This is a genomic window from Deinococcus aquaticus (assembly GCF_028622095.1).
GTDB lineage: Bacteria > Deinococcota > Deinococci > Deinococcales > Deinococcaceae > Deinococcus > Deinococcus aquaticus.
In genome coordinates, this window is the sequence record NZ_CP115165.1 from 153,123 (window position 1) to 169,754 (window position 16,632).

At 70.3% G+C, this 16,632-nt stretch carries 16 protein-coding genes; 9 read left to right on the forward strand and 7 right to left on the reverse strand.

Translation table 11 applies throughout. The features are described 5' to 3' along the window. Positions 1–259 precede the first annotated feature (259 nt). A complete protein-coding gene (locus tag M8445_RS00775) occupies positions 260–1,120 on the forward strand; it encodes a GNAT family N-acetyltransferase (protein WP_273988989.1) in 861 nt (286 codons plus the stop codon). 71 nt (positions 1,121–1,191) lie between these two features. Continuing rightward, positions 1,192–1,497: a hypothetical protein gene (locus tag M8445_RS00780; protein WP_273988990.1), complete on the forward strand. Its 306-nt coding sequence runs from the start codon at positions 1,192–1,194 to the stop codon at positions 1,495–1,497. A gap of 59 nt (positions 1,498–1,556) precedes the next feature. Here the strand turns inward: M8445_RS00780 and M8445_RS00785 are convergent, their stop codons facing one another. Further along, positions 1,557–2,165 (reverse strand): DUF305 domain-containing protein, encoded by a 609-nt coding sequence (locus M8445_RS00785; RefSeq protein WP_273988991.1) that lies wholly within the window; start codon positions 2,163–2,165, stop codon positions 1,557–1,559. 107 nt (positions 2,166–2,272) lie between these two features. Here M8445_RS00785 and M8445_RS00790 point away from each other — a divergent pair, with 107 nt between their 5' ends. The 3 genes from M8445_RS00790 to trmFO all read left to right on the forward strand — a co-directional run bounded on the left by M8445_RS00790 (position 2,273) and on the right by trmFO (position 5,087). Then, positions 2,273–3,079, forward strand: coding sequence for a YdcF family protein (locus tag M8445_RS00790; RefSeq protein ID WP_273988992.1), 807 nt, complete (start codon positions 2,273–2,275; stop codon positions 3,077–3,079). Positions 3,080–3,172: 93 nt separating this feature from the next. Next, positions 3,173–3,616 (forward strand): hypothetical protein, encoded by a 444-nt coding sequence (locus tag M8445_RS00795; RefSeq protein WP_273988993.1) that lies wholly within the window; start codon positions 3,173–3,175, stop codon positions 3,614–3,616. Positions 3,617–3,692: 76 nt separating this feature from the next. After that, the gene (gene trmFO, locus M8445_RS00800; protein ID WP_273988994.1) at positions 3,693–5,087 is read left to right on the forward strand and encodes a methylenetetrahydrofolate--tRNA-(uracil(54)-C(5))-methyltransferase (FADH(2)-oxidizing) TrmFO; all 1,395 of its coding nucleotides are present in this window, start codon (positions 3,693–3,695) and stop codon (positions 5,085–5,087) included. Between the two features lie 24 nt (positions 5,088–5,111). Here trmFO and M8445_RS00805 read toward each other — a convergent pair whose 3' ends face one another. Next, positions 5,112–6,332 (reverse strand): hypothetical protein, encoded by a 1,221-nt coding sequence (locus M8445_RS00805; RefSeq protein ID WP_273988995.1) that lies wholly within the window; start codon positions 6,330–6,332, stop codon positions 5,112–5,114. Between the two features lie 81 nt (positions 6,333–6,413). On the opposite strand from M8445_RS00805, the gene murD reads away from it, so the two are divergent. Both murD and M8445_RS00815 read left to right on the forward strand, forming a co-directional pair. After that, the gene (gene murD, locus M8445_RS00810) at positions 6,414–7,721 is read left to right on the forward strand and encodes a UDP-N-acetylmuramoyl-L-alanine--D-glutamate ligase (RefSeq protein ID WP_380091240.1); all 1,308 of its coding nucleotides are present in this window, start codon (positions 6,414–6,416) and stop codon (positions 7,719–7,721) included. Beyond that, positions 7,718–8,824, forward strand: a complete 1,107-nt coding sequence (locus M8445_RS00815) for an FtsW/RodA/SpoVE family cell cycle protein (RefSeq protein ID WP_273988999.1) — start codon at positions 7,718–7,720, stop codon at positions 8,822–8,824. Before murD ends, M8445_RS00815 begins: the two co-directional genes overlap by 4 nt. Positions 8,825–9,060: 236 nt before the next feature. Here the strand turns inward: M8445_RS00815 and mglA are convergent, their stop codons facing one another. After that, positions 9,061–9,651, reverse strand: a complete 591-nt coding sequence (mglA, locus tag M8445_RS00820; RefSeq protein ID WP_273989002.1) for a GTPase MglA — start codon at positions 9,649–9,651, stop codon at positions 9,061–9,063. Between the two features lie 70 nt (positions 9,652–9,721). Continuing rightward, positions 9,722–10,207: a GTPase-activating protein MglB gene (gene mglB, locus M8445_RS00825; protein WP_273989003.1), complete on the reverse strand. Its 486-nt coding sequence runs from the start codon at positions 10,205–10,207 to the stop codon at positions 9,722–9,724. Between the two features lie 139 nt (positions 10,208–10,346). Between mglB and M8445_RS00830 the strand changes: the two genes are divergently transcribed. After that, positions 10,347–12,320: a phosphodiester glycosidase family protein gene (locus tag M8445_RS00830; protein ID WP_420704097.1), complete on the forward strand. Its 1,974-nt coding sequence runs from the start codon at positions 10,347–10,349 to the stop codon at positions 12,318–12,320. Positions 12,321–12,384: 64 nt separating this feature from the next. On the opposite strand, the gene M8445_RS00835 is transcribed toward M8445_RS00830, so the two are convergent. Genes M8445_RS00835 through M8445_RS18315 form a run of 3 tightly spaced genes read right to left on the reverse strand, consistent with a single transcriptional unit; the run spans position 12,385 to position 14,069 of the window. Then, a complete protein-coding gene (locus M8445_RS00835) occupies positions 12,385–12,927 on the reverse strand; it encodes a 3'-5' exonuclease (protein ID WP_273989004.1) in 543 nt (180 codons plus the stop codon). Positions 12,928–12,987: 60 nt separating this feature from the next. After that, positions 12,988–13,893, reverse strand: a complete 906-nt coding sequence (gene uvsE / locus M8445_RS00840; protein WP_345385059.1) for a UV DNA damage repair endonuclease UvsE — start codon at positions 13,891–13,893, stop codon at positions 12,988–12,990. After that, on the reverse strand, positions 13,890–14,069 hold the full coding sequence (locus M8445_RS18315; RefSeq protein WP_345385058.1) for a DUF2256 domain-containing protein: 180 nt from the start codon (positions 14,067–14,069) through the stop codon (positions 13,890–13,892). Before M8445_RS18315 ends, uvsE begins: the two co-directional genes overlap by 4 nt. A gap of 490 nt (positions 14,070–14,559) precedes the next feature. On the opposite strand from M8445_RS18315, the gene M8445_RS00845 reads away from it, so the two are divergent. Further along, complete coding sequence (locus M8445_RS00845) at positions 14,560–16,572, forward strand: carbohydrate binding domain-containing protein (RefSeq protein ID WP_273989006.1); 2,013 nt, start codon at positions 14,560–14,562, stop codon at positions 16,570–16,572. The last annotated feature ends 60 nt before the right edge of the window (positions 16,573–16,632 follow it).

Below are 16,632 nucleotides of genomic sequence, written 5' to 3' on the forward strand. Positions count from 1 at the left end.
AAAGGAAAACGCCCCTCAAACACGGCTTCGTGTCTGTGGGGAGGCAGGCGGCGTACCCTGTTCAGGGCATGCCCTGAGCATAGCACGCGCGGGGCGGCGGGCGGGGTGAAGCGCACGGCAGACAGACAGGCTCGCCGCTGACTAGGCTGAAGGTCAGCGTACCGTCAACCCTGTCGCCCTGGTCCTGCCGTTTCCCCGCTGCCCACGCCCCGTCCCGCCCGCCGGGATGAGAGCGCAGCCGCCACTTCCGGAGGTTCCCATGATCCGACCCATGCTGCCCACTGATGTCCCGGACGTTCTCGCGCTCCTGAACTGGATGGACGACGCCCCGGAACGCGAGGTGTTCTCCCCGGACGCCCGCGACCCCCGCGAACTGCAACTGGAATGCGAGGACAGCACCTGCCTCGTGGACACCGACGACGAGGGCGTGCGCGCCTACTGCGCCCTGTCGCCCTTCCGGGACGGACTGGTGCTGGAAGGGCCGGTCAGTGACGGGGGGCACCTCCCGGCCCTGCTGCGCCGCGCGCTGGAGCACGCCGACGGGCTGCCCGTGTACGCCTTCAGCGCCCGCGACAACGCGCCCGTGCGCGACGCGCTGGAAACGGCAGGATTCGCGGCCATGCACACCACCGACTTCTACAGCGGGCCACTGGCGTTGCTGACCGCGCAGGCCTGCGCTCCGGCGGGCACGCGCATCTCACGCCGCCTGCCGTTCGCGGAGTACCGGGCGCTGTACCGCAGCAGCGAGGACGCCTGGGCCGGACGCCTGAACTGGACGCCCGAGCAGTACGACGAGCACTTCGCGCAGGACGACGTGCGCCTCGTGGCCCTGCTGCGCGGCGATCAGGCCCTGGGATTCGCGGAACTGGAATTCTGCCCCGAAGACGCCCGCGCCGACGTGACCTACGTGGCCGTGCATCCCGCCGAACGCGGGCAGGGACTGGGCCTGAAACTGCTGGCCCTGGCTGCCGCCGAGGCCGACACCCACCCGGAAATCCGCACCCTGCGCGTCCGCGCGCACGACCACATGAAACCCGCCCGCGCCCTGTACACCCGCGCCGGCCTGAAGCACAGCCGCAGCGTCGTCACGTACATGAAAGACGGCGACGAGGACGTGTAGGCCGGGCAGCCCTGACCGGAACGCCATGCCCGCCACAGACTCCGGCCTGGGCGGGCGCTACTCTGCGCCGCATGGCGAAGAAGGACCGACGCACCCCCCAGCAGGCCTTCGTGACCCTGCGCGACATGCCCGGCACCCGCGTGATGTTCTGGGTCGTGGACACCTGCCCGTACTGCGGCGAACGGCACCTGCACGTCGCCGGGAACATCCGCAGCGACCCCGGCGAGTCACTGGGTGAACACCCGGCCCCCTGCCAGCCGGACCGCACCTACGAACTGGCCCTGCCACCCCAACCAAAAAAGAAGGGCGGCAAGGACGCCCGCCGCAAGGCCCGCCGCGACGCCAAGACCGACGCCTGGGACGAGGACACCTGGTAAGCCCAGATTGAAACGCAGCAGATAGAACGGCTCCGTAAACCATTCAATCCGAGTCCGTGTCAGTGCTGCATGCCGTCCATGTCGCCGTGGCTGCTGGCAGGCGTGGGGAGCGGCTGCGCGCCCCGCTCCCGCAGCAGGCGGGTCATCAGGGTCACCTCGGCCGACTGGGTCGCCTGAATCTGGCGGGCCAGGGCCTGCACTTCCGGGCGCACGCCGGGGTTCAGGGCCGGGCCGACCATGCCCAGCGCGCCCTGGTGGTGGCGGGTCATGAGTTGCAGGAAACTCACGTCGGCGGCGCGGCCCTTCAGGGTGCTGAGGTTCTCGACCTGCGCCTGCGTGGCCATGCCCATCGCGCGGGCGTGCCCGGCGCTCATGCCGGCCCCCGCCCAGGGGCGCTTCCAGAGGGTCAGCCAGCCGCGCATCTGCCCGATCTGCTCCTGCTGCGAGAGCATGATGTCCAGCGCCAGCACCCGCACCTCCGGATCACCGCTTGCCTCACGGACGCGGGTGGCCATGTCCACGGCCTGCGCGTGATGCTGGATCATCTCGCGCACGAACCGCACCTCGGTACTGCTCTCGGCCGGGCCGCCCAGGCGCGGCAGCAGCAGCAGGCCGCCCAGCACGGCAGCGAGAACGACCAGCAGGGGCAGGGCGAGACGGCGCAACATGCCCGCGAGTATAGGCACCCCCGCGCCCGGAGCGTCAGGGGGAAGTGTCCCCCATCTCTGGGTCCCTGTCCCTCACCTGCGGGCCGTTGCCGCTACACTGCCCACCGATGACCGCACCGGACCGCAACGAGCAGATCAGGGGCGCGCTGGGGGGCGCTGCCGTGGGCGCGGCCCTGGGCGTGCTGGCCGCCTTTCTGGGAGAGGTGCGCACGACCACGCCTCTGCTGTGGGGCCTGCTGATCCTGGGCGCACTGGCCGGAGCCTTCCGCCCATCCCGCCGCTCCCTGCACGCCGCCGCCGCTAGCGTGGCACTGGCGCTGGCCGCGTGCCTGCTGACGCCCGCGCTGCGCGCACCGCTGGCCGCCCTGACCCTGGACCAGCCGCCCGGCCGGGCCGACGCGATCGTGGTGCTGGGCGGCGGCCTGCAATGCCAGTCCCGGACGCTGGAATCCGCCAGTCTGGCCCGCCTGACGCGCGGCCTGGAACTGTGGGGACAGGACTACGCACCCACCCTGACCGTCTCCGAGCAGTCCGGGCTGATCGGGCCGCGCGACTGCCCGAAAATCAGCACGCTGGAACGTCAGATCATCACGCGGCAACTCGGAACGGACGGCCCGGAAGTCCTGACCCTGAGCAACGTCACCACCACCCGCGACGAGGCTGCCCGCGTGCACGCACTGGCCCGCACGCGCGACTGGACGACCGTCCTGCTGGTGACCAGCCCCAGCCACAGCCGCCGCGCCGCCGCCCTGATGCGCACACCCGACCTGCGCGTGATCAGCGTGCCCGCACCCGAAACCCGCTTCGACACCACCCTGCCCCTCCCCCTGGACCGCCTGTGGGCCGTGCGGATTCTGGCCTACGAGAGCCTGTCGCGCGTGAAGGCCGCGCTGGGCGGCACGCCGGAACGCTGAGGCTGCCGGAGGGGCAGCGGTCGGTCGCGTTGCGTCAGGTGCGTTCACGGGAACGGGTCGGCGCGGGTAGGCTGCCGGCATGGTGCTGCTGGCATGGTAGAGACGCTGATTCGCCTGCTCACGCTGGCGGCGCTGATCCTGGCCCTCGGCCTGCCAGTCAACCGCGCGCGTCCGGCCACCGGTCCTGCCCCCGATCCAGGTGATGCCAGGATGGCGCGGATGGTGTCGTACCGCTACCGGGGCCTGTACGTGGCGTCGCCAGGGGGCAGGGAATTCGGCTGGGGTGTCCTGCTCCGGTCCTGGTTCCGCACGGTCCTGCTGTGCGTGCTGAGTGCCGTGGTCCTGCCATTCAGTCCACTGGCAGGCGTGGCGATGCTCTGGGGGATGTATTTGTACGGAGAGGAGGCGGCATCGACCTCATTCATGATCTTTCTGTACGCGGTACCGCTGGGTGGCGCGGCGCTCGGGTTGCTCGGGAGTGCCCTGTGGGAACTGCATCTGGTCAGGTCGGGCCGCCGCCTGAAGGCCGAGGATTGACAGGCTGGCCGCGAACCATCCGGCACCGTGACGTCCCACAAACGTGCAGACAGGTCTGCCCTACACTGCCGTCTTGATGAGCGAGCGAATGATCACGGTGATTGGTGCGGGACTGGCGGGGTCCGAGGCGGCCCTGGCGGCGGCGCGGCTGGGCGTGCGGGTGCGGCTGTTCGAGATGCGGCCGGTGAAGATGACCCCGGCGCACCGCAGCGGGAATTTTGCGGAGCTGGTGTGCAGCAACTCGCTGGGCGGCGAGGGTGAGTTGCAGAGTAAGGGCCTGCTTCAGGCCGAGCTGCGGAGTGTGGGGGGCGCGATTGTGGGCGCGGCGGACGCCTCCAAACTGCCGGCTGGGAACGCGCTGGCGGTCGAGCGCGACGAGTTCAGTGAGCGGGTGACGCGCGCGGTGCGGGAGCATCCGCTGATCGAGGTGCGCGGGGAGGAGGTCACGCAGGTGCCGGAGGGCATCGCGGTGATCGCGTCGGGGCCGCTGACGTCGGATGCGCTGGCGGCGGACATGGCGCGCTTGACGGGCAGTGAGCGCCTGAGTTTCTATGACGCGGCGGCGCCCGTGATCGAGTTCGACTCCATCGATATGGACGTGGCGTGGCGGGCGGGGCGGTACGAGCAGAGCGCGGATTACATCAACTGCCCGTTCACGAAGGACGAGTACCTGGCGTTCTTCGGGGCGCTGGAGCAGGCGCGCGCGCACACGCCGCACGACTGGGAGAAACTGGAGTTCTTCGAGGGCTGCATGCCCATCGAGGAGATCGCCCGGCGCGGGATCGACACGCCGCGCTTCGGGCCGATGTCGCCCAAGGGGCTGGATGATCCGAAGACCGGGCGCTGGCCGTACGCGGTGGCTCAGCTGCGTCAGGAGGACCGCGAGGGCCGCATGTGGTCGCTGGTGGGCTTCCAGACGGGCCTGAAGTGGGGGGATCAGAAGGCGGTCGTGAACCTGATTCCGGGCCTGGGGAACGCCGAGATCGTCCGGTACGGCGTGATGCACCGCAACACGTACCTGAACGCGCCGCAGGTGCTGGAGTCCACGCTGCAACTGAAGGCCGATCCGACCAAGCTGGTGGCGGGCGTCCTGGCCGGCACGGAAGGGTATCTGGAGTCGGCGGCGACCGGCTGGCTGGCCGGGACGAACGCCGCGCGCCTCGCGCTGGGCCTCGAACCCCTCACGCCGCCCGCCGAGAGCATGCTGGGCGGCCTGACCCGTTACCTGGCGAGCGCGAACCCCAAGGGGTTCCAGCCCATGAACGTGAACTGGGCGCTGGTGCCGGAACTGCCCGTGCAGATCAACGAGAAGACCGGCAAGCCCCGCAAGCTGGGCAAGCGCGAGAAACGCCCGGTGATGTTCCGCCGGGGCCTGAATGCCTTCATGGAGTGGGCGCAGACCGAGGCGGGCCTGACGGTCACGCCGCCCCCCGTCCGTGAGCCTGAAGTAGCAGAGCCCGCCGGAGCGTAAGGCGCTGGGCAGCCTGAACAGGATTCAGAACTGCCGTAGCTGAATCTGCCGTATCTGAATCTGATAGACGCCGGACACGTCTTCCCTCCAGGCGAGGGTGGTGCGTCCGGCGTTGTCGGTGGTGACGCTGGGGCTGCGGGCGTCGCGGCGCGGGTCGCGGTTCTGCACGCCCAGCGCCTGCCAGTGCCTGCCGGTCCAGCGGGCGGCATGCACCTGCCCCAGGCCGCCGCGTTCCTGCACCCAGGCGAGGACGGCGTGCCCGGCGGGGTCGGTACTCAGGGTGTGGGCCGAGGCGAAGGCGGCACTGACCGGGCCGCCCAGCGGTTGCCAGCGGTGTCCGTCCCAGCGGGCAGCGTACAGGGTGTCCTGGCCGCCGTTGTCTTCAAGCCACGCGGCGGTGGGCTGGTCCTGCCCGTCCAGCACGAGGCGGGGGGAGGCGACGTAGCCGGGCTGGTAGCGGTTCAGGGGGCCGCCGATGGGCTGCCACGCCTGCCCGTCCCAGCGGGCGGCGAGGACGCGGCTGGAGGTCACGTCGCCCTGAAGCCACGCCACGACGGGTTGCCCGGCGCGCGTGAGGGTCAGGGCAGGCGCGCGGGAGTAGGCGCGGCGGTCGTTGAAGACGGGGCCGCGCACCCAGCTGCGGGCCGCGTCGTTCCAGCGGCGCACGGTGAGCTGGCTGCCGTCGGGGCTGCGCAGGAATTCACCCCAGGCGAGGACCGCCTCGCCCTTCCAGGCAGCGACGGCGCGGGTGCGGGCGGCGTAGGGCAGGTCGTCGCCCAGGTAGCGCTCGGGCCAGTCCGTCCAGCCGCCGGGCCGCAGGGCGCGCAGGTGCACGATGTCGTTGTCGCCGTAGTTCTCGTTCCAGGCCAGGACGGCGCTGCCGTGACGGTCGGCGCTGAGGTTCAGGTTCGCGGCGGGGCGGGGGTGGCGGTCGTTCAGGCTGCCGGGGCCTCCCTGCTGGCCTCCGTCCTGGCGGGGCAGCGGCGTCCAGGGGTGGCCGGGCGCGGCCTTCCAGGCGCGCAGCGTGCGGGCCGTGAAGGTGCCCCGGCCACTGCTGAACTGCCCGCTGTCGCTGAGGGCCGCGAGGAACACGGTGCCGTCCGGCGCGGCGGCCACCGCGACCTCCCGCACCGGGGCGCTCAGGGGCGGGGGCGTCCAGGGCGTGCCGGTCGGTGGGGCATTCCCTCCGGCCAGCGCGGCGCCGGGCAGGAGCAGGGCAGACAGCAGGGCGGGGCGGATCAGCATCGGGAAGTACCTCCGGGCGGGTCGGGTCCCTGTGATTGTCCTCTCCGGGAATCGCAGAACACAAGGGCGCGGCGCTGTTCTATGGTGGGTGGCGTGAAGCTTGACGGGGTGCTGGTGTACGGGTTGGGGCGAAGTGGGCGCGGCGCGGCGCGGTTCCTGGCGCGGGAGGGCGTGCGCGGCGAGTGGCTGGACGCGCGCCCGGCGGCAGAGGACCTCGCCCTGATGGACGAACTCGGCTGGGCGCAGGGGGACGTGACGCGGCCTTACCGGACGGTGGTGGCCGCGCCGGGCGTGCCCATCGACCACCCGGACCTGACGGCCCTGCGGGCGGCGGGAGCCGAGGTGATCGGTGAGGTGGCGCTCGCGGCGCGGCTGCGGCCCGCGTTGCCGATGGTGGGCGTGACCGGCACGGCCGGGAAGGGCAGCACGACGGTCCTGATCGCGCACCTGCTGCGCGCGTGCGGCCTGAACGCCCGCGAGGGCGGGAACATCGACCCGCCGCTGCTGGACGTGGTGGACGACGCCGGGGTGGCGGTCGTGGAACTCAGTTCCTTTCAGCTGGAGCGGGTGCCGGGCGTGCGGCTGCCGGTGGCGGTCATCACGAACCTGGGCGTGGATCACATCGACCGGCACGGCACGGTCGGGGCGTACCACGCGGCCAAGTTGAACATCACGGCGGCGCAGGAGGCCGGGGACGTGCTGATCGTCCCGGCAGACCTGACCGTGCCCACGCGCGCCCACCTTCAGCCCTTCACGCCCGCAAAGCTGGCCCTGGCCGACGGGACGCCCGTGCTGGACGCCGACGCACTGCCGGACGGCATTCACCCGGCGAACGCGGCGGCGGCCGTCCTAGCGGCCGAGGCACTGCTGCGCCACCTGGGACGCCCGGTGGACGCGGCGGCGCTGGGCGCGGCACTCGGCACGGCCGCGCCCGTGAAGGGCCGCTTCGAGACGGTTGCCCGCGTGGGCGGCGTGCGGTTCATCGAGGACTCCATCGCCACGCGCACGCTGGCCGTGCAGGCGGCGCTGGAACGGGCCACGCCTCCGGTCGCGTGGCTGGTGGGCGGGCGTGACAAGGGCGCGGACCTCGCGCCGCTGCGGGAGGCGGCCGCCGGGCGGGTCGCGCAGGTCATCGCGTTCGGAGAGGACGGCGAGGCCCTGGCCCGCGAATTGGGCCTCCCCTACCGGGTCGTGCCGGGCGACACCGGCGACGAGAGCATGGACCGCGCCGTGCAGGCCGGCCTGGACGCCCTGAACGGCCAGGGAACGGTGCTGCTGGCCCCGATCGGGACGAGCTTCGATCAGTTCCGGGATTACCGGGCGCGCGGCGAGAGCTTCAGCCGCGCCGCGCGGGCCCTGGCCGACGCCAGCGCCGGAGGCCGCGCGTGAGCGTTCAGCTGATCATCGCGCAGATCATCCTGATGAGCCTGGGCCTGCTGGGCATCGCGACGGCTGAACCGGACAAGATCCTCGATCACGGCGGCAAGGCCCTCATCGCCATCGTGCTGACGCTCATGCTGGCCCGGCTGCGTCCCCGGGCGTTCCTGCGGGTCGGCCCGTGGTTCTGGGGGTTCACGCTGTTTCTGCTGCTGCTCGTGCCGTTCATCGGGGTCGGCACGGCCGAGAGTGAAGGCACGCGCCGCTGGCTGGAGTTCGGCCCGGTCCGCTTCCAGCCGTCCGAGCTGGGCAAACTGGGACTGGTGCTGATGCTCGCGTCGTTCTTCGCGCGGCGCGGCGTGCAGAAAAAGCTCATCAGCGCCACCGGCATGATCCTGCTCACCACCATCCTGGTGCTCGTCCAGCCGGACCTGGGCACCAGCGTCCTGATGTTCGGGCTGGGCATCATCCTGATGTACGCCGCCGGCGTGCGCATCAGCAACATCAGCGGGCTGCTGCTGGCGATCACCATGATGATCCTGCCACTGCTCGGCACGTACCTCGAACGCCACCCGTACATCATGTCCCGCCTCACCTCGCACAAGGACGCCGAGCAGATCCGCGAGATCGGCCTCGACCAGATCGGCATGGCGCACCGAGACCTGAACTTCGGCGGCCTGTGGGGCCAGGGCCCCGACGGCCTGCGCTTCAACTACTTCGGCGAGCACACCGACATGATCGTCGCGTCCATCGGCTTCACCTCCGGGCTGCTGGGCGTGGCCATGCTGCTGTTCGCTTACTGGCTCATCGTCGCCACCGCCCTGGAAGTCGCTCACCTCGCCAGCCGCGTGCGCCCCATGACGCCCGAGATTCACGGCGCCAGCATCCTCGCCATCGGCGCGATGTTCATGATCGTCGGGCAGGCCTTCGTGAACCTCTGCGTCGCCGCCGGCGTCTTCCCCGTCACGGGCGTGCCGCTACCGCTCGTCAGTTACGGCTTTTCCAGCATGCTGACCATGAGCCTCGCCATGGCCATCATCCACTCCGCCATGCGCGAGGTGCGCCGCCACCTTCCGGAAGAAAGCCCGGACGCCCTGCCCCTCAGCGCCGACTGACGGGGAGAAGAGAAAAGAGTCGTGGGCAGCGAAGGGAACTCCTCGCTGCCCACGATCCTCAGCTACCGCCCGGCCCTGGCCTGCTCAGCCAGAATCGGGTTATACGGATTCCGTCTGTTTCGTTCACAACCCGGCAGGGCACCGGGTTGCCAACTCCACGCCCGGAATCCTCTCTGCTCCTGCTCGCGTCCGCTCGGATGGAACGGTTTTTGCAAACCATTCCATCGGAGTCCGTATTACTTGTTCTGGGAGAGACGTTCCAGGACGAGGCGGCTGACGGTTTTCAGGGTTTCGAACACGCCCACGCCCTTGTCGGACATCGCCTCGAACAGCAGCAGTTCGCCGTGCGGGTCGATCACCGAGCGGATCATGGTGGTGGGGAGCGCGTCGGGCAGGTCGCGTTTGTTGATCTGCAGCACGATCGGCACTTCTTTCACGTCGATGCCGTGCTCGGCGAGGTTCTCGCGCAGGTTGCGCATGCTCTCGGCGTTGGCGCGCAGGCGGTTGGGGGCGCTGTCCGCGACGAACACGATGCCGTCCACGCCGCGCAGGATCAGTTTGCGACTGGCGTTGTAGAACACCTGCCCGGGTACGGTGTACAGGTGAAAGCGGGTCTTGAAGCCCTGCACGGTGCCCAGGTCAAGCGGCAGGAAGTCGAAGAACAGGGTGCGTTCGTCCTCGGTGGCCAGGGAGACCATCTCGCCGCGCAGGTGGCCGGGCACCTTACTGAACACGTGCTTGAGGTTGGTGGTCTTGCCGCTCATGCCGGGGCCGTAATACACGATCTTGCAGTTGATTTCGCGCGCGGCGAAGTTGATGGTGCTCATGGACGGGTTCTCCTGTGACGCCGGGTCAGGGTGAGGGGAGCGGGCAGGTCAGCCGGGGGCAGGAGCAGGTTCAGCCGAGCAGATCGTCGAGGAGCGCGCTGGCGCCCTGGCTGAAGTCCTCGCCGAGTTGCACCGGGGGGATGTCCTTGAGTTCCTCGAGAATCGAGGCGATCTGCGTGATGCTCTTCTTGGCGTACACCTTGACCTTGCCCAGTGGGACGCTGGCGTCGAAGATCAGGGTCAGCAGGGAGTCCGCGCCGACCGATTCGACGTACAGGGTGCCGTTCTCACCCTGGTGAATCTGCTCGCTGAACGTCCGTTCGCCCAGCATGTTCGCCAGGGCGGCGGTGGCGGCGGCGTTACTGGCGACCAGCGTGGCGACGCTGTCCAGCGCGGGCGGGCGCGGAGCCCACAGCGCCTCTTTGTGGGAGAGCACGAAGCCCTTGCGGTCGACGAGCAGGCCGTAGCGCACGCCCGTGGTTTCCAGCAGGTCCTGAATCACCTGGTCCACACGCTCGAAGGCGTCTCCGTACAGCGCCAGTGAAGGTTCGATCATATAGCTGCCAGTATATGAAGCTATTCACACAAGAGCCTGACGGTTCGGGTGGCAGGCGTGAATTAATCCGCGTGGGCGGGCCGTGAACCTGACGGGCTGCTCACCCGCAGGCGGGGGCGGCGGCGTTACACTCGCCCGCGTGAGGATCAGGGGCGTTCAGGGCAGGGACCGGCAGGAAGGCACGGAAGTTCAGGCGGGCAGGCGGCGGCTGGGATGGCTGGGCAGAGCGGCGCTGCTGTCGGCGCTGCTGGCGTCGGGCGTGGCGGCCGCGCGGCCCGTGGCCATCGGTGGGCTGCGGCAGAGCGCAGGCCTGGATTCGCGTCAGTTCGTGAGCGGCGAGGCGCTGGCCGTGTGGACCCTGCCGCGCCTGGGGGTTGCGGTCCGGAACGACCCGCAGGACCTGCGGCTGCAACTGGGAGGGCGGGAACTGCAGTTCTCGCCGCGCAGCGGGTGGCGCGCCACCGGGTTCACGCTGGGCGCGCGGCTGCCCGCGCCGGAACTGGCCGGCGGCAGTCTGTTCGTGCCGCTGGCGGCCCTGTCGGCGCTGGGTGTGCCGGTGCTGGCCGACACGCCGGACCTGCTGGACTTCGCGGCTCCGGCCCGCGTGCCCAGTGGGACCCTGCCTCCCAGCCCGGCCCCGTCCAGCGCCGCGCCGGTCACGGCTCCCGGGACGCCCGTTCCGGTCAGCCCGCGTGCCCCGGCCCAATCCGCTCCGGCCCAGTCGGCTCCAGCTCTGTCTGCCCTGCCCACACCGCCTTTCCTGCTGACCGCGAACCTGAATACCGTCCGGGTGAGCCGCAGCATGCACCGCAGCGTGGAGGTGCAGCGCGTGGTGCTGGAATTCAACGTGCCGGACCCGCGCGTGATCGCGTACAGCGTGACTCGTGAAGCGAACGGCCTGCGCGTCACGCTGCCCGGCGTGAGCGGCTCGCCCGTGCAGCAGACCCTGGAATCCGGGGACGCCCTGCAACTGGAACTCACGGGCACCGGCAGCGCCCTGTTCCTGGGCACCGGCGGCGGCCGCAGCGAGATCTTCACGCTGGACAGCCCGGCGCGCGTGGTGATCGACACGACCACGTACACCGATACCAGCGTGCCGCCGCCCGTGAACCCGGACACGCTGCCCGCCGGGGTCACGTACCGCCAGCAGGGCAAACTGCACCTGCTGAGCTTCGACCCGGCGCTGTACCAGACGCGGGTGGTGAGTGCCCCGGCCGGGCGGGCCAGCGGCGTGGCCGACCTCGTGCGCAGCGCGGGGGGAGTGGCGGGCGTGAACGGCGGGTACTTCGACCCGGCCTCGCAGTTGCCGGTGGACCTCGTCGCCACGAACGGCCTGATGACGGCCGGCAGCCTGGAGAAACGCGCCACGCTGGGCATCACCGCCCAGGGCGACACGCTGTTCGGTTACCCCCGCCCCCGCTACGTTCTGAGCGGCGCGGACGCCCTCGGCGCGCCGTACAGCGTCACCGTGAACAGCGTGCGCGCCCGGCCCGCCCCGGACCTGCTGACCGCGTTCGTCGGGGACGGCCGCAGCGGTGTCGGCGCGGACAACCTGACCACCCTGTACGTCACGCCCGGCGCGGGTAGCGTCCTGCGGGCCTTCACGGGGACTGTCGTTCCGCCCGCCGGCACGCTGGCCCTGACGTTCGACCACGCCCGCTTCCCGCAGCTGCCCCGCGCGGCCGGGGCGGCCCTGAACGTAGCCCTCGACTGGCGCGCCACCGACGCCCCCTGGGCCGGCGCGGTCGACGCCCTGAGTGCCGGGCCGCTGCTGGTGCAGGGCGGGAAGGTCGTGCTGGACCCGGCCCGCGAGGGGTTCAACACGAACGCCAGCATCTGGCGGCCCACCCGGCAGGTGGCGTTCGGCACGCTGGGCGGCCGACCCACCATCGCGTTCCTGGAGTACGGCAGTCCCGAGACCTTCGCGGCCGCGCTGGCTGGGGCGGGCGTGCGGGACGCCGTGCGGCTCGACAGCGGCAGCAGCGCCACCGCCTACGTCACGGGCGGGTACGCCGACCTGGGCGGGTACCTGAACACCGTCTGGAGCCGCACCGTGCCCAACGCGCTGGTGCTGGTACCGCGCCCCGGCACGGCCGCCGCCGCGAAGAAGTAAGTGAGGAGTGGGAATGGACTTCGGTGCACTGCCCGCTTCCCACTCCCGACTGCCTACTCCCCCTTCATACCCGCACGTTGATCAGTTCCATCAGGCGCAGGTAGGCCTGCGCGGTCACCTGCACGTCCCCGAACGAGCGGTGGCGGCCGCCGGGCGCGAAGTTCAGACCCAGGCGGTCGGCCAGGACCGTCAGGTTGTGCGCGCGCTCTTTCGGGAAGGCGCGGCGCGAGAGTTGCACGGTGCAGTGCTCGCTGGCCGGCGCCCACGTCAGGCCTTGCCGCTGGGCGTTGGCGCGCATGAAGCCGCCGTCGAAGCCGATGTTGTGCGCCACGACCGGCCAGCCATTCACGTACTCGATGAATTCCGGCAGGACTTCCGCGATGGTCGGGGCGGCGCGGACCATGGCGTTGCTGATGCCGTGCACCTGCTCGGCCCGCCAGGGGATCAGCAGGGTCTGGCCGTCCGGGGTGGTGGGGCGCACCAGCGTCTCGTACTTCAGGTGTTCCTGCACCTGACCGTCCACGATCCGCACCGCGCCGATTTCCACGATGCCGTCCCGTTCCGGTGAGAGGCCCGTGGTTTCAAGGTCGAACACGACAACATTCACGCCCCGCAGCGTAGCGCGTGCGGGGCGGAGCTTCTGTGGGGTGTGAGGTGTGCGTGGCGTTCAGGTGGGGGCAGTCAGGGCCGCCAGGGCTTCCTCCTTGCCCTTGGCCTCGACCTCGATCCAGGGAACGTCGTGGTAGGCACTGGGCAGGTGGGTGATCAGGTGACTGTGGCGGCGGTCCTGGGGGCCGTCGATGCCGTTGCTGAGGTGCACGACCTGCCAGTCAGGGGGGGTCCAGGTGCGGCGGGCACTCAGGACCCACTCGCGGACGCTGGGGTGTTCCTGGTCGGGCAGACGGTCGTGGATGACGTGGTGGTGCGCGTCGAACACCAGAGGGATGCCGGTGGCCTCGCAGACGGGCAGCAGGTCGCGGGGGCTGTAGGCGCGTTCGTCGTTCTCCAGGCCCAGGCGCAGGCGAACCGCGTCTGGGAGGTCGGGGATCAGGTCGCGCAGTTCGGCGGCGCGGCCGCCCTTGCCGCCGTGCAGCAGCAGCAGGTTCCAGGGGGTGCGGCTCAGGCCCAGGCTGTCCATGACGTGGGCGTGGGTGGTGATGGCCCGCAGGCTGTTCTCGCGGACTTCGGGGCGGTCGCTGTTCAGGACGATGAACTGCTCGGGGTGCATCAGCACGCGGATACCGGCGTCCGTGAAGGCCTGTCCGGCGCGGGTCAGTTGCGGGGCGAGGTGGGTCAGGACGGCCGCGCCCGTGTCGTCTCCGGCGAGGTCCAGCATGGGGAACAGACTGGAACTCAGGCGGTACAGCCGGATGCCGCGCGCCTGACAGAAGGTGGCGGCGGCGCGCAGGCAGGCGATGTTGTCGGCGTACAGGTCCAGCAGCGTGCCCTCGCGCGCGGCGGGGGTCAGGGCACGGTAGCGGGTGAGGGTGATGGTCCGGAAGCGCACCTCAGGGCCGCTGGTCAGGCATACGAGACCGTAGGCAGGGCCGCCCGCGTTCGGGGTGGCTGTCACGGGCGGTCCCGTTTGGCGGCGGCGCGACAGCGGTCCGAGCAGTACAGGACGTTGTCCCAGTCGCGTTCCCATTTCTTGCGCCACGTGAAGGGCAGGCCGCAGTGGGCGCAGGGTTTGCTGGGGCGTTCGCTGGGCTTGCGGCCTCCGCCGGGGCGCTTGGCAGTGGTGGGGCTCATGCTTCCGAGTGTGCCTGCTGGGGTGGGGGCAGAGTGTGCGATCCCTCCGGGGTGGCCTTCATGGTGAGTGAAGAGGGGTGTCCTCCAGTTTTGAAAGCGCTTTCAGAACTATAGGCATCCTGGCCGGCTGCACGACATGAGGGTCCGGCGAACGGCAGGCAAGAGCCCAGTACCCCGGCACACCCGGGCCATCAGACTGATCTGCATTCCGGCCGTCTGGAAGGGGCAGATCATCCTTTCTGGGCCCAGAGCGGAGGTCTGATGCCCGAACAGCCCCGGCGTACGCCGACCTTCACGCTTACCCCGGAAGCCTTGACAGCGTTTTCAGAATTGCTTAGGCTCAGGCCGTACAGACAGCCCAGCAGGAGCCGCGCTCCTACCCACGCCCACCGGCCTCTCCCGTTTCCGGGCCGCCCCGTTCTGCCGTCCCACACGGCCCCGTCTGCGCGGGTCCGGTGGCAGCAGGTCCTCTTGCACCCCAGGAGTCAGCATGAACAGCTCACTGAAAGGCCCCACCCGCCCGGCCACCCACGCCGCCCGCCTGTTCATGCTGGCACTGACCGCCTCGCTGCTGTCCGGCTGCACGCGGTCCGGCGCCACCGAACCGCAGGCCGTCTGGCAGGACGAATTCAATGGCACCAGCCTCAGCAGCGCCAACTGGACCCCGCAGATCGGAAACGGGTTCATGTCCGGCAGCGAGTACGTCAGCGGGTGGGGCAACAACGAACTGGAGTACTACACCGACCGCCCCGAGAACCTGCGCGTCGAGAACGGCGAACTGGTCATCACGGCCCGCCGGGGCGCGTACCAGGGAACCGCGAACGGGCAGCCCGCCTCCTTCGACTGGACGTCCGCGCGCGTGCGCACCGCCGGGAAGTTCAGCCGCGCCTACGGCAAATTCGAGATCCGCGCGAAATTTCCCACCGGCAAGGGCCTGTGGCCCGCCATCTGGCTGCTGCCGGAAGAACCCAACCCCTACGGCGTGTGGGCCGCCAGCGGCGAGATCGACATCGCCGAGGGCTGGGGCAGCAAACCCACGGAACTCGCGCAGACCCTGCACTACGGCGGGCAGTGGCCGAACAACGTGTACTCCGGCAACACCGTGAACTTCCCGAACGGCGGCACCATGGACCAGTGGCACACCTACGCCGTGGAATGGACGCCCGGCAAGATCCAGTGGTTCATCGACGGCAAACTGACCAGCGAGAAGACCGCCTGGTGGAGCGCCAGGGGCACGCCGCCCACCAGCGACGCCGACCTGCACGCCTGGCCCGCCCCGTTCGACAAGCCCTTCCATCTGCTGCTGAACCTCGCGGTGGGCGGCAACTTCGACGGCAACCCGAACGCCAGCACCCCGGACACCGCCGAGATGCGCGTGGATTACGTGCGGGTGTACGGCCTGACCGGCGAGACCGCCAGCCCCGGCACCCGCCCCGCCATGAAGTACCCCTGGACGCCCGCCGTGGCCCGGCCCTCCCAGCCGGACGGGAACCTCGTGTTCAACGAGTCCTTCGACTGGGCCGACAACGACCCGCGCGTCACCGCCGACGCCACCCGCCTGGACGGCGTGACCCAGAGCGCGTACTGGACGCTATTCCGCAGTGACGGGCAGGCCACCCTGAGTAACGACGTGGCCGCCGGGAAGGCCCTGAAGGTGGATATCACCAACCCCGGCAGCGTGAACTACGCCGTGCAGGTCCGGCAGGACGGCCTGAACCTGGAAAGCGGCGGCAAGTACGAGGTGTCCTTCGACGCCTGGGCGCAGACCGCGCGGCCCATGATGCTGAAAGTCGGCGGCGGGCAGGACCGTGGGTACGCCGCGTACTCCGGCGAGCAGACCCTGCCACTGGGCACCGCGAAGGAACGCAAGACCGTCACCTTCGACATGAAAGCCACCACGGACGCCGCCACCCGCCTGGAATTCAACCTCGGGAACGCCGGCACCGGCCCGGTCTGGATCGACAACGTGGTGGTCAAACGCGTCGGGAACGCCGCCGGGGCGCGTCCACCCGCCGCCGACGGGAACCTGCTGTACAACGCCGCGTTCACGCAGGACAGCCCCAACCACCCCGGCATCACGGGCGTGCCCGGCACCGCGTACTGGAGCACCTGGAGTAACGTCCCTGAACGCCTGAACACCAGCGTCAGCGGCGGCGCTGTGACCCTGAACGTCAAGGACGTGGACCCCGCCAACAACTGGCACGTGCAACTCAACCAGACCGACGTGCCCCTGACCGCCGGGAAGTCCTACACCCTGACCTTCAAGGGCAGGGCCACCGACGCCCGCGAGGTCGCCGTGGTGGTCGGTGAGAACGGCGGCAGCTACGCCCGCTACCTCGACAAGACGGCCGCCCTGAGCGCCACCGAGCAGACCTTCACGTACACCTTCACAGCGGCCGCCACGAACCCCGCCGCGCAACTCCAGATTCTCGGCGCGGTCGGCACGCCCGGCAGCAGCTACGGCCTGAGCTTCCGGGACTTCCGACTCGTGCAGAACCCCTGACCTGAACGGGACCTCTCCCCCACCCTGGCAGGCGTCCAGGGTGGGGGTTTGCGTGTGGGG

What these genes read in the sequence shown, in the direction of transcription:
- M8445_RS00775 (WP_273988989.1), top strand. Translation starts at nt 260, where the DNA reads ATGATCCGACCCATGCTGCCCACTGATGTCCCGGACGTTCTCGCGCTC.
- M8445_RS00780 (WP_273988990.1), top strand. Translation starts at nt 1,192, where the DNA reads ATGGCGAAGAAGGACCGACGCACCCCCCAGCAGGCCTTCGTGACCCTG.
- M8445_RS00785 (WP_273988991.1), bottom strand. Translation starts at nt 2,165, where the DNA reads ATGTTGCGCCGTCTCGCCCTGCCCCTGCTGGTCGTTCTCGCTGCCGTG.
- M8445_RS00790 (WP_273988992.1), top strand. Translation starts at nt 2,273, where the DNA reads ATGACCGCACCGGACCGCAACGAGCAGATCAGGGGCGCGCTGGGGGGC.
- M8445_RS00795 (WP_273988993.1), top strand. Translation starts at nt 3,173, where the DNA reads ATGGTAGAGACGCTGATTCGCCTGCTCACGCTGGCGGCGCTGATCCTG.
- trmFO (WP_273988994.1), top strand. Translation starts at nt 3,693, where the DNA reads ATGAGCGAGCGAATGATCACGGTGATTGGTGCGGGACTGGCGGGGTCC.
- M8445_RS00805 (WP_273988995.1), bottom strand. Translation starts at nt 6,332, where the DNA reads ATGCTGATCCGCCCCGCCCTGCTGTCTGCCCTGCTCCTGCCCGGCGCC.
- murD (WP_380091240.1), top strand. Translation starts at nt 6,414, where the DNA reads ATGGTGGGTGGCGTGAAGCTTGACGGGGTGCTGGTGTACGGGTTGGGG.
- mglA (WP_273989002.1), bottom strand. Translation starts at nt 9,651, where the DNA reads ATGAGCACCATCAACTTCGCCGCGCGCGAAATCAACTGCAAGATCGTG.
- mglB (WP_273989003.1), bottom strand. Translation starts at nt 10,207, where the DNA reads ATGATCGAACCTTCACTGGCGCTGTACGGAGACGCCTTCGAGCGTGTG.
- M8445_RS18315 (WP_345385058.1), bottom strand. Translation starts at nt 14,069, where the DNA reads ATGAGCCCCACCACTGCCAAGCGCCCCGGCGGAGGCCGCAAGCCCAGC.
- M8445_RS00845 (WP_273989006.1), top strand. Translation starts at nt 14,560, where the DNA reads ATGAACAGCTCACTGAAAGGCCCCACCCGCCCGGCCACCCACGCCGCC.